Genomic DNA, 15,578 nt, shown 5'->3' on the forward strand with positions numbered 1-15,578 from the left:
AAGAGTTTGAATCACCGCAGAGATTTGATTGGGGCTCTGTGAATGATTGAGAGGTGATCCCCCGGCGTGGTCCGACTTTCCCCGCCGGTGTGCGAGCGAAAAGTTTGTGCGGGAGATCCGTCAGTCGAACATCCTCCCGTCATACTGGGGTGTGGATGCGGGCGACCGAGGTGAGGGGGGCGCGGAGAATGTCCTGCGAGCCCAACAAAAAACCCGACATCCGAAGATGCCGGGTTCTGAAGGAATTTCGTTGCCTTTCAGGCGATGGGGACTACTCGCGTCCGCCCTGGCCGGTCGGATTCGGGTCGAGGTCAAGCGGGATGCTGACCTGGGGGAAATCCTTGAGGGTGAGGGAGAGCACCAAGCCGTACTCGTTGGTCTTGCCATCCTTGCCACTTTGGTTTTCGCGGATCAAGCCACCCACGGACATCGTCCAGCTCGCAAGGTCGCGGTGGATGCTGTAGCTCTGGTACTGAAGCGTGCTGTCCTCCATCTCGTAGATGTGGTTCATGGAGAAGCCCCAGTTGGAGTTGATCTTCGTGTAGATGCGGGAGTAGATCAGGCTGCTGTCCACGAAGATCGGGTTGTCGGTCAGCAACTGGTGACCCAAGGACCATGAGAAGGTCTTGGTGGGCATCCAGGTGATGTTCGAGTTGACCTCGGTGAAGTTGTAGTCGCTGCTGCCAATGGGGAGCTGACTGTCGATGGAAAGGGCCAACCAAGGGAGGGGAGCCCAGAAGAGGTCGTTGTAGAGGTTGGATACATCGCGATCAAACTCAGGATCTTCCATAAAGAGATCCAGGTAGGTGTTGATGCCGGCATAGTTGTGAGTGCCGCCGTCACGCTTCGTCTGGAAGAGGTTGCGCACACCGATACGGGCGATGTTCCAACTCTTCAGGTCGTCGATGGCGGTGAAGAAGGGAACGTCGATCGGGCGGGGGCGGGTGGACGGGGTGAGACGGTCGATGCTACCAAGGCCCTCGATGGTGTCGGCCTCGACATAGGAGTAGTTGAGGTAGGGCTGAATGATGTGGCGGAGCCCGTCCAGACCAATCCGGCGGTTCTGTACATCTTCCCAAGTCTTGCTGAATTTCGCGGAGAGGTCGAACCCTGCGGCGAAGATTGGGCGGGTGTCGTTGCCAACATTGGAGGTGCCACCTTCGACATCGTTGTAGTAGGTCACGCCACCGCCGATGCGGGGAACGAAGTTGATCCAATCGCCCTGACCGAAGCTGATCGGGTAGAGGAACTCATGATAAGTGTGGGCGCGGAGGAACTTGTTCTCGTTGAGCTCAGCCTGGAGCAGTTCAAGGTCGTTTTCGACGTCATCACGGGTCAACAACTGCTTGGGTACGGAGCGAATCACGGCCGCGTCATTGCTCACCAGCGTGGTGCCAGCCAGGGCGGTGGTGGTGGAGGGGAGGGCATTGCCATCGGCGTCAAGAAGCCCGGTGGTGCCGCCATTTGCACCATAGGCGGTGCTCAGGTAGTTTTCCTGTTGGGCGATCTTGCTTTGAAGGGTGGCACGCTCGTTGTCGGAAAGCTTGTCACGGTAGGACCCCAAGCTCGTCTCACCCTGATAGTAGATATTGGTGTTGAGGATGCGGGAGCGGGTGAAATCAAAAGCCAGCTCGACGCGCTCATCTGCGTGGTAAAACTCATTGAGCTGCATGCGGGCCAAGAGGGAGGCCGTGAAGCGATCGTCCCGTTTGACCAGATTGACGATGTTGTCCGGTTGGGGCTCAAGACGGAAGTCGTTGAGGAAGTAATCTTCCAGCATGAACTCGTCGCTCAGCTTGGTGAGATCGAAGTCGAGATACCAGGTACTTTCCTGAGGGCCGGGGATGTAGATGCGGTGCTGGAAGCCCACGCGGTAGCGATTCTCATCCACCAAGGCATCGGAACGTGTCGAGTCGTTGACGCCGGTGAGAGGGTCAGTGTCGTAAGCGTAGTAAAGCTTGAGCTGGCCAATGTGGGGATTTTTGCGCCACTTTTCCGAATAGAAGTCAGCACCAATGCCGATGCCGCGGGAGCTGCGAAGGTCCAGGTGGTACTTGGCGAGGGTATGGTCGCCGTGCATCACACCGTACTGGTTGAGCAGGAAAGCGCCCCACTGGCTGGTGTAGCCTGGCTGGAAGAAATAGCCCAGTTCGTCATCGAGCGGCTGGACGATATAAGGGAACCAGAAGACGGGGGTCTTGCCAGCATACACCTTCACGCCCTTCATAATAACGCGGTCACCAGGATAGATCGTGATGGACTTGGCGCGGATCCGGTAGTTCTGAACCTGGCTGTCATGCGTGGTGAACCAGGCATTGGTGCCGTCGATGCGATCCACCTTGCCGGAGTTGGTCTTGAATCCGTCCGTCTGGTAAAAGATGGGGGGGAGGGAGCTGCGAACGCTATTGGCCTTCAGCTCTTCCGTCTTGACGTTGTAGATGATGTTTTCTCCGCGAAAGATCTCCCCGTCTTTCACGACTGTCACATTTTCGCGGGCGACCACATCGCCAGTGTTGGCGTTGTACTCAGCCTGACCAGCCTTGATTTCCACATCTTCGTATTTGATGTGGACATCCCCTTTGGCAGTGGCTACGCCCGTCATGGGGTCGAAGCCGGTTTCCATACCCTCAATGTTGATGTTGCTGGTCAGCGCCCCCAGCACATCGGCCTGGCCGTGGGCGTTGGCGGAGAGTAGAAGGGCGCAACTGGCGAGAGATAAGGCTAGCTTCATGGCGCGGGGAGTCGTGAGAGGTCTCATGCGGGCGCTGGACAGGGGGAGTGGGAGAGGTTGTTAAAACGTATGAAATAGGCGATGCCAGCCGGGGCAGCAAGGAAAAGGAAAAGAAAAATCTGGGCCAACCGGGCCAGCTCTTTGGCCGTTCTTGATGTTAGCCAGGCAAGTTGCGTTTCTCTTTGACGCCGTTGCGGATTCGTCAGGGTGCCACCCTTGGTTTGGCACAAGGCATGCTTTACCTTCGCTCACATGTCCATTCACGTCGCCCTTCATCATCGCACGACCTACTCTTATGACCGTCCCATCTCCCTCGGGCCGCAGACGATCCGGTTGCGACCGGCGCCGCATTGCCGGACCAAGGTTTTGAGCTACTCTCTCAAGGTGGAACCGGCCGATCAGTTCCTCAACTGGCAGCAGGACTCGCATGCCAATTATCTGGCCCGGCTGGTCTTCCCTGAGAAGACGGAGAAACTCGACATCATCGTCGATCTGGTCGCCGAAATGGCGGTGTACAACCCTTTTGACTTTTTCCTGGAGCCCTCTGCAGAAAATTTTCCCTTCCAATACGAGCCTTGGCTGTTCCGGGACTTGTCCCCCTATCTTCAGACGGAGACCGTCAGTCCAGAGGTGCACCGGTATGCGCTCGACTGGCAGGGCAAGCAGATGCGAATGATCGATTTCCTCGTCGCGCTGAACCTCCAGGTTAGCCAGGACGTGAGCTACACCATCCGGATGGAGCCCGGGGTGCAGACGCCCGAGGAGACGTTGAAGATTCGGAGCGGGTCGTGTCGGGACACGGGCTGGCTTTTGGTGAATGTGTTGCGAGCCCTCGGGTTCGCTGCCCGGTTCGTCAGTGGATATCTAATTCAGCTTAAGGCTGATGTGAAGGCTTTGGACGGCCCAAGTGGAGCGGAAAAGGACTTCACGGATCTGCATGCTTGGTGCGAAGTTTACCTTCCAGGAGCGGGTTGGATCGGGCTTGATCCGACTTCTGGCCTCTTTGCGGGGGAGGGGCATTTGCCCGTGGCCTGCACCCCGGAGCCTGGCACGGCAGCCCCGCTGACCGGGGTGCTGGAGAAGTGTGAGAGCACGCTCCATCACGAGATGGAGGTCACACGCATCTATGAGTCCCCCAGGGTGACGAAGCCTTACTCTGAGGAGGAATGGAAAAAGATCGTGGCCCTAGGCCGATCCGTGGATGACAAGCTGCGCCGGGGCGACGTCCGGTTGACGATGGGGGGCGAGCCGACCTTTGTCTCGATTGATGATCCGGATGGTGATGAGTGGAACTTTACTGCCAACGGCGTGAAGAAGCGGGAACTGGCGGGGGAACTTCTGAAGCGTCTGAGGACCAAGTACGCGTCCAATGGCGGGTTTCTGCACTACGGGCAAGGAAAGTGGTATCCGGGAGAGAGTCTGCCGCGGTGGTCACTCGGCTGCTGGTGGCGCAAGGATGGCGAACCGATCTGGAGCGACCCAAATCTGATCGCGGACGAGTCGGTTGACTATGGCTTTGGCGTGGATGACGCGAAAAGGCTTGTTGATCGGATCATGAAGGGCTTGGGAGTGGATCCCCAGTGGCTCATCCCTGCCTACGAAGACGTGTACTACTACATCTGGCGCGAGCGTCGGCTTCCCTCCAATGTGGATCCTCTTCAAGCCAATCTGGCGGACAAGGAGGAGCGCGAGCGCATTCGCCGCATCTTTGAGCGTGGTCTGGGTTCGGTGACCGGGTATGCCCTGCCGATTCAGCGGAGTGCGGATAAAGGGCAGCCAGCGTGGGTAAGTGGGCCGTGGTTTCTGCGCCGGGAGACGCTGTACCTCACACCGGGAGACTCGCCCATGGGGCTGCGGTTGCCACTGGATTCCCTGCCGTGGGTCGAGGAACGGGAGTATCCATGGGTCTATGAGCGGGATCCGATGGAGAAGTTGTCGCCGCTGCCCTCGCGCAGGGATCGCGCCGGGCAGATGTTCGTCGGTCGGGATCCAGAGGTGACTTCCGCCTCCAGAAGTGGACCATTGTATCGGTTTGGAACTGGCGTAAATGACCCCACATCGTCCCAGTCGGGCCCTCTCCCTGGTGCTGGAGGAGGCGCTGGCAATCGAGGTGGCGACAAAGGCGATGGTTCAGGGGGTGTCCCTGATGTGGTGGCGCATCAGAAAATGGCTGACTTGGCACATACCCGCCGCCCCGATCCTCAGCAGAGCGCTCCTTGGATCGTGCGCACAGCCCTGTGTGTGGAGCCGCGGAATGGCCGTCTTCACATCTTCATGCCGCCGGTTGAGACCACGGAAGACTATCTGGATCTGGTTGAAATCATAGAGGCTGCCGTGTCCGATCTTGGCATGCCCGTAGTCTTCGAGGGGGCACCGCCTTCCTACGACCCTCGACTGCAGGTGTTGAAGGTCACCCCTGACCCGGGTGTGCTCGAAGTGAACCTGCACCCCTCAGCCACCTGGGATGAGCTGGTGGACAAAACAGAGACCCTCTATGAGGAAGCCCGCCTTACTCGGTTGGGGACGGAGAAATTCATGCTCGATGGTCGTCACACCGGGACGGGCGGAGGAAACCACATCATCATCGGTGGAGAGACTCCGGCGGATTCTCCCGTGCTACGCAGGCCAGATTTGTTGAAATCCCTGCTGGGTTACTGGCAGAATCACCCGTCCCTCAGCTACCTGTTTACGGGTCTGTTTATTGGTCCTACCAGCCAGGCTCCGCGGGTGGATGAAGCCCGTAATGACTCGCTCTATGAGCTCAATCTTGCCTTCCAGCAAGTGCCGGAGAAGGGAAAAGACATGCCGCCGTGGTTGGTGGATCGTCTGTTCCGCAACCTGCTCATCGATTCCACTGGGAACACTCACCGGGCAGAGTTTTGCATCGACAAGCTATTCAGCCCCGACAGTTCAACCGGGAGGCTGGGGCTGGTGGAACTGCGGAGCTATGAGATGCCTCCCCACAGCCGGATGAGTCTGGCTCAGCAGCTTTTGTTGCGGGCGCTCGTCGCGAAGTTCTGGGACAATCCCTATTCCAGCACACCGGTCCGATGGGGCACTGACATTCATGATCGCTGGATGCTGCCGCATTTTCTCTGGGATGACTTTGCGGATGTCATCAATGATCTCCGGGCGGACGGCATCGAGATGGAGGCGGACTGGTTTGCTCCGCACCGGGAATTCCGGTTCCCGCTGATTGGAGAATTCTCCCAGCGGAACGTGCAGGTGGAGCTGCGCGCGGCTTTGGAACCCTGGCATGTCTTGGGAGAGGAGGGGTCAGCTGGTGGCACGGTGCGATATGTGGACAGCTCCCTGGAACGGCTACAGGTGAAGGTCACGGGTATGGTGGATGAGCGTCATGTGGTGGCCGTGAATGGCCGGAAGCTGCCCCTGCATCCCACCGGGGTGAATGGCGAATATGTGTGCGGCGTACGTTATCGGGCCTGGCAGCCGCCGAACTGTCTTCAGCCGACCATCGGGGTTCACACCCCCTTGACCTTCGATCTGGTGGACACTTGGAACCAGCGTTCACTGGGCGGATGCCGCTATCACGTCGTGCACCCGGGCGGACGCAGCTATGAGACCCTCCCCGTGAATGCCTATGAGGCTGAGAGCCGCCGGCTTTCCCGGTTTGAATCCATCGGGCACACGTGGGGCATGTTGAATCTGCCAGATCCGCCCCGCTCACGTGAGTTTCCGTTCACGCTGGATTTGCGTACCCAAGGTTAGCGTTCTAGATACGGCGTGCCTCACGCCGTATCAACTGCCCCCATGGATTCCTCACCTGAGAGCGTGAGCATTGCTGAAATGCTGACGTCCGCCCGGGCGGCTGGCGACGGCTTTCACGAAGTCTGGCGGCCCGACGGTGCCGCGCGCCCCGCTTGGGGTGCATTTCTGGAAAGTCTGGCCCGTTTGCAGCCTGTTGACCTGGCGCAAAAGCGCGAGGCGGCCAATCAGTTGCTCCGTGATCACGGGGCGACCTACACGATCTACAATGACCAGCAGGCCTTGAGTCGGCTGTGGCAACTGGACATCTTCCCTCACATTATCGGTGCGGAGGAGTGGCGCTCGCTGGAGGCTGGGTTGAAGCAGCGTTCCCGATTGCTCCGGCAGGTCGTCAACGATCTCTATGGAGAACAGCGTCTCCTGAAAGAAGGCTGGATCCCTCCAGGGCTGGTTTTTGCCAACCCGGGCTTTTTGCGGGCGAGTCACGGCATCAAACCGGCGGGGGGCTCGTTCCTCTTTCACCATGCGGTGGACCTGGCCCGTGGCGCGGATGGCCGATGGATGGTGCTGGCGGATCGCACCCAGGCCCCATCTGGGAAAGGGTATGCGCTCGAGAACCGGATCGTACTGACCAGCCTGTTCCCGGATGAGTTCCGGGACATGAACGTGCAACGTTTGGCTTCCTTCTTCCAGATGGAGCGGGACTCCCTGCGGGATCTGGCTCCCCAGCACCGAGGGGACCCTACCGTGGTGTTGCTCACGCCCGGGCCGCTGAACGAGACCTATTTCGAACACGCTTACAAGGCTCGCTACCTCGGCTTTCCTCTGGTGGAGGGGGCGGACCTGACCGTGCGGGGGCGCAAGGTTTTCCTGAAGACTCTGGAAGGCCTGCGTCAGGTGGATGTGATTGTGCGCCGGGTGGATGACACTTTTTGTGATCCCCTCGAGCTCCGTACAGACACCTGGCTGGGCGTTCCTGGGCTGATGGAGGCTTGGCGTGCTGGGACGGTGGCCATCGTGAATGGGATGGGGGCCGGGGTGGTGGAGACTCCTGCCTTGCTACCCTTCCTGCCGGGTCTCTCCCGCCATCTGCTTGGCGAGGACCTGAAGCTGGCCAATGCTGTGACATGGTGGTGTGGCCAGCCTAAAGAACTACAGCACGTGGAGAAGCATCTGGATCGCTTTGTCTTGAAACGTGCCTTTGTCGGCGGAGCGGGGCAGCCGGTGTTCGGTGCCGATCTAACCGAGCCAGAAAGAGAGTCGCTGCTCGCGAAAGTGCGGCTGGCCCCTCACGACTATGCTGCGCAGGAGGTGCTCTCGTTGTCCTCGGCCCCGGTGTTTGACAAGGGGCGGATCGAGTCTCGTCCTTTAGTGCTGCGTTGTTACATCGTGCCGTGTGGGAATGACTTCGCGGTCATGCCCGGTGGATTGACCCGGGTGAGCCCGTCTCCGAAGGGGCTGGTTGTCTCCATGCAATCTGGAGGGGTGAGCAAGGATACCTGGGTGCTGGCAGACGGGCCTGTGGAACAGCTTACTCTGTTGCTTTCTCCCACCATGGCCATCCGGCCGGAGCGTCAGGCGGGCGAGGTGCCCAGCCGTGTGGCGGACCATTTCTTCTGGCTGGGGCGCTACGTCGAGCGTCTGGAAGACGGTGTGCGGGTCCTGAGGGGGGTGGTCCAGAGGTTTGCCGGGGAGGGGAGCGAGGAGCAGGCGAGGGAGCTCGCTGCCTTGGTGCCGTGGATGGTTTCCCTGGGAAGGCTCCCGGACCGATTTGGCAAAAAGGTAGTGCCGGGAGAGTTGCGCGGCGAGCTGCTGGCATTGCTGGAGAATTCCCGCCGTGAAGACAGCGTGAGGGACTTGCTCAACCGTGTCCGCTACAATGCCACTGCTTTACGCGACCGTCTCTCTGACGACACCTGGCGGCTGTTCAATCAATTGGAGCGCCACACCCGCTCTCAGGCCACCCGGTTGAAGGTGCCTGAGGTGCTGGAGATGCTGAATGCTGTGGTCCTGGATCTGGCTGCCTTCTCTGGTATGGAGATGGAGAACATGACCCGCGGGCACGGCTGGCGGTTCCTCGATCTCGGCCGACGTCTGGAGCGGGCGCGTGGACTGGTCCGGCTCATTCATGCGACCATTCACCCTACACCGCGCAATGATGCGGTGCTCGGGCCGCTCTTGGAAATCTGTGACAGTGCCATGACTTACCGGCGGCGCTATCACGCCCGGCCGCAGTTGGGTCCGGTGCTGGACCTGTTGATCGCTGACGATTCCAACCCCCGCTCTTTGATCTGGCAGCTCTACCAGCTCACCCGGCACGCTGCTCAACTTCCACGTGATGGCATGGAAGGCATGACTGGCAGCGAAAAGAAGCAGGTGGACATGATGCTCTCTGAACTGGCTGGCGTGGACCTGAATGCGCTGGCAGGTGCTGAGGATCGCAGTCCTGGATTGCTGGTCCGGCTCTGCACCCGACTCCAGGCGGGCCTGGAATCCCTCTCCGATACCATCAGCCAGCACTATTTCAGTCACGCCCTTCGTCGTGTCAGCTAGGCTCGACCTGGTCTGTCCCGCGTTCGGTATCCTCACTTTAAACCACTAGAGTTTTGCGCTACGAGATTCACCATCGCTCCACCTACACCTATGATGAGTCCGTCAGCATCGGGCATCATCTAGCACGTCTCGCTCCCCGGGAGATGTTGCACCAGCATTGTGAGTGGCACGGGGTGGATGTGGAGCCGGAGCCGATGAGTCTGGCGGGCCACCGGGACTACTTCGGCAATCAGTGTCTGTTCTTCGCACTGCACGGTGCGCACAAGACGCTTACCGTCACGGCGCACAGCTTTGTCGTGGTCCATCCACCCGTGTTGGCGGCTCCGGAGGAGACCCCTTTGTGGGAGGAGTTGCGGGGGGCGGTGCGGGGTGATTTTCTGACTCCCGACGTGGCGGCGGGAGAGTACGCTTTTGCCTCAGTGATGGTGAAACCAGGGAAGCAGTTCGCGGAATATGCCCTGGAGTCATTCAAACCCGGGGTGACGGTCCTCAAGGCGGCGTTGGACCTCAACGAGCGGATTTTTCGTGACTTCAAGTTTGATCCGGCTGCTACGGATGTAGCGACTCCGGTGCATGAGGCTTTTGAAAAGCGTCGGGGGGTGTGTCAGGACTTTGCCCACATCTTGATCGCGTGTCTTCGCTCCGTGGGCATCCCTGCCCGTTATGTGTCGGGCTATCTGGAGACCTTGCCTCCTCCCGGTAAACCCAAGTTGGTGGGCGCGGATGCCTCTCATGCCTGGGTGAGCGTGTGGTGCGGCCCTGTGCATCAGTGGCAGGATCTCGATCCCACCAACCGATGCCGACCCCAGGAGCGTCACATCACCGTCGCTTTCGGACGTGACTTCGCAGACGTGTCTCCGCTGCGTGGGGTGGTTTATGGCAGCGGGGAGCAGAGCCTGAAGGTCGCCGTGGATGTGACGCCGCGGTAGGGCAGCCCCGAAGGCAGGTCCGCCTTCTACTCGTCGTCGGCCTCAGAACGCACGCGCAGAGTGCCCACGCCCTTTTTGCTGGGGGCCTCAAAGAACTGAAGGAACTTTTCCGCATGGTCAGGCCAGGTGCGGGTGCGAGCCTCCGCGACGGCCTGTTTGAGATTTCTCCCGCTACGGTAGATGAGATCAAAAAGCTCCTTGATGTGTTTCCGGTCTTCGGAAGAGAAGCCCTGACGGCGGAGGCCGACTATGTTCATTCCGGTGATCAGGTTGGTGCGTCCGGCCGAGCAATAGTGGGGAATATCCTTGCTGAAGGAACTGTTGCCCTGGACCACACAGTAGTCGCCGATGCGGAGAAACTGGTGAAAGACGGCCCCGCCGCCCAGAAAGGTGTTGTTTCCCAAATGGACATGGCCCGCGATGAGGGCCGCGTTGGCGATGATGTTCTTGTTCCCGAGCTTCACATCATGTCCCAGGTGGGCCCCCACCATGATGAAGTTGCCATCGCCCACCTCAGTGAGGCCACCTTCCTTGGACCCGCGGTGGATGGTGACATGCTCTCGGATGACGTTGTTTCGACCGATGCGGACACCGCTTTGGATCGCAGGCGTGAATCCAATGTCTTGGGGGAATTCTCCGATGACGGCGGCCCGACCGATGGTGGAGCCTTCGCCAATCACGGTGTCACCTACGAGTTGGGCGTGGGGGGCAATGCGGCAGCCCGCCCCGATTTGTACTGGTCCCTCGATGATCGCGTAGGCTCCGATTTCCGCACTCGGGTCAATTTGGGCTTCAGCGGAAACGAGGGCGGTCGGATGGATCATGGGCAGCTGGTGTGTCGGAAACGTGGACCAAAAGATTAGGCGGGAGCGATGGCAGCGCAACCACGCCTCGCGACGGCGGGCGGATTTATGGAACTTTTTGCGGAAATTGGGTAGAAAAAGGGCTCATGGTTGAGATATGATTCATAAATTGAAGCAACCCTAAATGGGCATCGGGTGAGCTTCTGGCCCGTTTCAGCCAATGAATTTGGAAAAACAGATTGCCGAAGGAGTCAACTTGGGGGGACCCGGGCGGCAGATGATGTCGGGGTATCCTCAATGGCAGGGAGGTTCTGGAGGTCCTTCGAAGGACACCTCTTCTTCCGAATCGATCGAGAGAATTTCCCTCTGTCAGCTTGTGCGACGGGGGAGCATCAGAAGCCATATGCGAGACATCAGCATCAACCAAAAATCATAGAGAAAGGAACTCAACTCATGTCCATTGCGAAGAAAGCCATTGTAGAATTTCTAGGCACCTTCTGGCTCGTGCTGGGAGGCTGCGGAAGTGCAGTCTTGGCGGCCGCCTTTCCAGAGGTGGGTATTGGTCTGGTAGGAGTGTCGTTTGCCTTTGGGCTCACGGTATTGACGATGGCCTACAGCATTGGCCACATCTCTGGTTGTCACCTGAACCCTGCCGTTTCCATCGGCTTGTTGGTAGGAGGGCGGTTTCCAGCCAAGGATCTAATCCCCTATGTAGTGGCGCAGGTGGCAGGTGGGATTGTGGCCGGTTTTACCCTCTATACAATAGCCAACGGCAAGGCGGGATTCAGTTTGGAGGGAGGATTTGCCTCCAACGGTTTTGCGGAGCATTCGCCGGGAGGCTACAGCCTGGCGGCGGGCTTCCTGACGGAGTTTGTGATGACCTTCATGTTCTTGATCATTATCCTGGGTTCCACGGATGAGCGGGCACCGGCCGGATTCGCCCCCATCGCGATCGGCCTTGGCTTGACATTGATCCATTTGATAAGCATTCCGATTACGAATACTTCCGTCAATCCAGCCCGCAGCACGGGCACGGCGGTGGTGGTGGGGGGCTGGGCGATCTCACAGCTATGGCTCTTCTGGGTGGCTCCGATATTGGGTGCGGCTGCCGCGGGCATCTTTCACAAGGTGGTGTGCGCGAAGAATTAAGGGTGGGCAGTTTCGTGCGGATCGGGTGCGTTGTAGCTTTCAGTGTGGCTGCGTTTGTGAAAACGCGGTCAGGCTGGGGGCGGGGGAGGTGTTGATCCCGTTACAGGGACGCGCCCCCCCCTCCGCACTTTTACAAGTGCAGCTACGAGCTGCGGTGAGGTGAGCCGCGGAGCGTGTCTGTAGCTTTCAGTGTGGCTGCCTTTGTAAAAACGCGGTCAGGCTTGGGGGGCGGGGGCGGTGTTGATCCCGTGACAGGGCCGCGCTTCCCCTCCGCACTTTTACAAGTGCAGCTACGAGCTGCGGTGAGGTGAGCCGCGGAGCGAGTCTGTAGCATTCAGTGTGGCTGCGTTTGTAAAAACGCGGTCAGGCTTGGGGGGGCGGGGAAGGTGTTGATCCCGTGACAGGGCCGCGCCTCCCCTCCGCACTTTTACAAGTGCAGCGACGAGCTGCGGTGAGGTGAGCCGCGGAGCGAGTCTGTAGCATTCAGTGTGGCTGCGTTTGTAAAAACGCGGTCAGGCTTGGGGGGGCGGGCGAGGTGTTGATCCCGTTACAGGGCCGCGCCCCCTCCGCACTTTTGCAAGTGCAGCTACGAGCTGCGGTGAGGTGAGCCGCGGAGCGAGTCTGTAGCATTCAGTGTGGCTGCGTTTGTAAAAACGCGGTCAGGCTGGGGGCGGGGGAGGTGTTGATCCCGTTACAGGGACGCGCCCCCCCCCTCCGCACTTTTACAAGTGCAGCTACGAGCTGCGGTGAGGTGAGCCGCGGAGCGTGTCTGTAGCTTTCAGTGTGGCTGCCTTTGTAAAAACGCGGTCAGGCTTGGGGGGCGGGCGAGGTGTTGATCCCGTTACAGGGCCGCGCCCCCCTCCGCACTTTTGCAAGTGCAGCTACGAGCTGCGGTAAGGCGAGTTGCGGAGCGTGTCTGTAGGTTTCAGTGTGGCTGCGTTTGTGAAAACGCGGTCAGGCTGGGGGCGGGGGCGGTGTTGATCCCGTGACAGGGCCGCGCCTCCCCTCCGCACTTTTACAAGTGCAGCGACGAGCTGCGGTGAGGTGAGGTGAGGTGGCTGCTACCGTGAGGCAGTTGGAAGGGGCCCTAGATCATGCCGCTCTCCTTAAAGCTGAAGTAGGGCTTTGCTCCGGGTCTTGGAGCTCCGATGACGACGTGGTCCAGGAGCTCTATCTGCATGAGTTGTGCCGCTTCATTGATCCGACGGGTGAACCGGCGATCCGCTTCACTGGGGGCCGGGTCTCCGCTGGGGTGGTTGTGAGCCAGGATAAATGCGTGAGCGCGGTGGATGAGGGCGGCGCGAATAATTTCACGAGGGTGCGCGGGGCTTTCGTTGAGCGTGCCTTGGAAGACCACCTCATCATGCACCAGGCAGAGTTTGGTATTGAGCACCAGGATTCGAAGGGTTTCGTAGCCCTGTCGCGCCATGTCGGCACCCAGATAGCGGTACACCAGTTCCGGGGAATCCATCTTGTCCTCCAGGACCTCCTCCTGGGCAGCGCGTCGGCCCAATTCAAAGGCGGCCACCAGGTGGGCGGTCTTGGCGGGGCCCAGCCCCTTGAATTCCTTCTGCAATTCTTTAGCCGATCTTCGAGACAGATTGCGCAGAGTGCGGTATGTCTTGAGCAGCCGCTGAGCGACTTGAACAGCATTTTCTCCAGGCAGACCCGTATTGATGAAGATTGCCAGCAGTTCGGCGTTGGTGAGGGAATCCGCCCCTGTGTTGAGGAGGCGCTCACGTGGGCGGTCGTTTTCGGGGAGGTCCTGAATGCGCAATTGCATCGGCTAAACAACACCGGGAGATCTGACCCGGTCAAGCGCCACCTTTCCCCAACTTCTGCCAAGCCTCTACTATCATGACCCGATTCAAAGTCGCCAGCGAACTGGAATACACCGCCACCCTCCCCGTCACCTTCCTGCTGAACATTCGTGCGGGCGAATGTGAGCGGCAGCGGGTGGAGGAGGAGCAGTTTGTGATCACAGGGGGCATCCCTTTTGAAACACAGGTTTGCGCCAGCACGGGCAACCGGTTCGATCTCATCACGTTGGAGGTTCCGGGAATCTACCAGATCCGATACGAGGCCACGGTGGAGGTGTCTGTGGAGCGGCTGGATGGGCGGCTGCTTCCTGAAACCGATCCCGGGCATTTCGATCTCGAGCTGTTGAATTACCTCTATCCTAGTCGGTACTGCCAGTCAGACCGTCTTGGCGATCTGACTGCCAGTGAATTCAATGGGGCCGCCACGCCGTACGAGAAGGTGCTGGCTGTCTGTGACTGGATCCGAAATCACGTGAGCTATACCAGCGGGTCCACGCATGCGAGTACCTCTGCGGTGGACACGCTCGTGGAGCGGGCAGGGGTCTGCCGTGACTTTGCGCATTTGGGAATTGCCCTGTGCCGGGCGATGAACATCCCCTCAAGATATTTTACCGGGTATGCCTATGAACTGGAGCCACCGGACTTCCACGCCTGTTTTGAGACTTGGATAGGGGGCAGATGGCTGGTGTGGGACGCGACCGGATTGGCCTCTCCGGATGGAATGGTGCGGATTGGAACCGGAAGGGATGCTGCGGATGTTTCCATCTCGACCGCCTTTGGGGTGCTGCAGCTGAATCGCCAGAACGTGAGCTGCCTGGTCGCTGACGAACGCTACAGGAGAATGAGCCCGGCGGAGATCCGGGACCAGGCCATTTCTCTCACCTCGGCCGAACCGGGTCGGGGGCCGCGCAGCGTGTAGGTTCGGATGTTTTCAGTGAACACCATGACACGTTTTCGCATCGTTCATCGCACGGAGTACCAATATGCGGCCCCGGTGAAGTTTGGCCTTCACCGACTGGTGCTCAGGCCGAGGGAAGGCCATCGCACGACAGTTCGCCAGCATCACCTGGCTCTTCAGCCCAAGGCGCGGTTCTTCTGGATGAATGACCTTTACGGAAACCATGTGGCTCTGGCTGAGATCGAGGAAGAGTCGGACCGGCTGGAGATTGTGAGTGAGGTGAATATGGATGTAGTGGACTCACTTGGCGATGAAGCTCCCATGGAGGGCAGCCGTGGCTCTGTGGTGGCGCTGCCCGTGGTGTATCCGCTCATTGAGACGGCGGTGGTGGACGGCTACTTGAGGTGCAACTATCCAGACGAGTCTGAGGCGGTGCGTGGCTGGGTCAATGAAGTGCTGAGGGCATCTCCTTCGACCTCCGCCATGGGGGCGGTCATTCAGATCAACCGGGTCATTCATTCGGAAACCGGATACCGACGTCGGGAAGAAGCTGGCGTGCAAAGTCCCGCCCAGACCCTGTCGCTCCGTACCGGGTCATGTCGAGACATGGCCACCCTCATGATGGAGGCCTGTCGAACACTAGGGATTGCCGCCCGGTTCACCAGCGGGTATCTCGACACCCGGGCATCCACCGCAGGACAGGGATCCACGCACGCGTGGATCGAGGTGTATCTTCCAGACTGCGGGTGGTGCGGGTTCGATCCCACACTGGGCGAACAAGTTTCCAGCAAGCACATTGCGCTGGGGGCGAGTGCTCATCCTCGTGGTGTCATGCCGGTGAGCGGCATTTTTTCAGGTCCGCCCGGCAGCTACCTTGGGATGAAGGTCAGTGTTTCCATCCAGCGGGAGCAGCTGGGGGCCACAGCCGGGGTGCTGGCAGGGTAGAGGGGCATGCTGTTTCTGGAACCT

The 15,578-nt window shown here is 59.6% G+C and carries 9 protein-coding genes; 6 read left to right on the forward strand and 3 right to left on the reverse strand.

Going from position 1 to position 15,578, the window contains the following annotated elements; all coding sequences use genetic code 11:
- Window positions 1–271 precede the first annotated feature (271 nt).
- The gene (locus VSP_RS14640; protein ID WP_009961488.1) at window positions 272–2,731 is read right to left on the reverse strand and encodes an LptA/OstA family protein; all 2,460 of its coding nucleotides are present in this window, start codon (window positions 2,729–2,731) and stop codon (window positions 272–274) included.
- 252 nt (window positions 2,732–2,983) lie between these two features.
- Here VSP_RS14640 and VSP_RS14645 point away from each other — a divergent pair, with 252 nt between their 5' ends.
- The 3 genes from VSP_RS14645 to VSP_RS14655 are packed head-to-tail and all read left to right on the forward strand — an operon-like array spanning window position 2,984 to window position 9,939.
- On the forward strand, window positions 2,984–6,460 hold the full coding sequence (locus VSP_RS14645; protein ID WP_009961489.1) for a transglutaminase family protein: 3,477 nt from the start codon (window positions 2,984–2,986) through the stop codon (window positions 6,458–6,460).
- A gap of 42 nt (window positions 6,461–6,502) precedes the next feature.
- Window positions 6,503–9,010, forward strand: coding sequence for a circularly permuted type 2 ATP-grasp protein (locus VSP_RS35500; RefSeq protein WP_009961490.1), 2,508 nt, complete (start codon window positions 6,503–6,505; stop codon window positions 9,008–9,010).
- A gap of 53 nt (window positions 9,011–9,063) precedes the next feature.
- Window positions 9,064–9,939 carry a transglutaminase family protein gene (locus VSP_RS14655; RefSeq protein WP_009961491.1) on the forward strand — a complete coding sequence of 292 codons (876 nt, stop codon included), beginning with the start codon at window positions 9,064–9,066 and terminating at the stop codon, window positions 9,937–9,939.
- A gap of 26 nt (window positions 9,940–9,965) precedes the next feature.
- Here the strand turns inward: VSP_RS14655 and lpxA are convergent, their stop codons facing one another.
- Window positions 9,966–10,763, reverse strand: coding sequence for an acyl-ACP--UDP-N-acetylglucosamine O-acyltransferase (gene lpxA, locus VSP_RS14660; RefSeq protein WP_009961492.1), 798 nt, complete (start codon window positions 10,761–10,763; stop codon window positions 9,966–9,968).
- Between the two features lie 432 nt (window positions 10,764–11,195).
- Between lpxA and aqpZ the strand changes: the two genes are divergently transcribed.
- On the forward strand, window positions 11,196–11,891 hold the full coding sequence (gene aqpZ, locus VSP_RS14665; RefSeq protein WP_009961493.1) for an aquaporin Z: 696 nt from the start codon (window positions 11,196–11,198) through the stop codon (window positions 11,889–11,891).
- 1,087 nt (window positions 11,892–12,978) lie between these two features.
- Here aqpZ and radC read toward each other — a convergent pair.
- Entirely contained in the window at window positions 12,979–13,674 is a 696-nt protein-coding gene (gene radC / locus VSP_RS14670) for a RadC family protein (RefSeq protein ID WP_009961495.1), read from the reverse strand.
- Window positions 13,675–13,748: 74 nt separating this feature from the next.
- Between radC and VSP_RS35505 the strand changes: the two genes are divergently transcribed.
- Both VSP_RS35505 and VSP_RS35510 read left to right on the forward strand, forming a co-directional pair.
- Window positions 13,749–14,630, forward strand: a complete 882-nt coding sequence (locus VSP_RS35505; protein WP_009961496.1) for a transglutaminase-like domain-containing protein — start codon at window positions 13,749–13,751, stop codon at window positions 14,628–14,630.
- 24 nt (window positions 14,631–14,654) lie between these two features.
- The gene (locus tag VSP_RS35510; protein WP_009961497.1) at window positions 14,655–15,554 is read left to right on the forward strand and encodes a transglutaminase family protein; all 900 of its coding nucleotides are present in this window, start codon (window positions 14,655–14,657) and stop codon (window positions 15,552–15,554) included.
- Window positions 15,555–15,578: the final 24 nt, after the last annotated feature.

The organism is Verrucomicrobium spinosum DSM 4136 = JCM 18804 (assembly GCF_000172155.1).
Classification (GTDB): domain Bacteria; phylum Verrucomicrobiota; class Verrucomicrobiia; order Verrucomicrobiales; family Verrucomicrobiaceae; genus Verrucomicrobium; species Verrucomicrobium spinosum.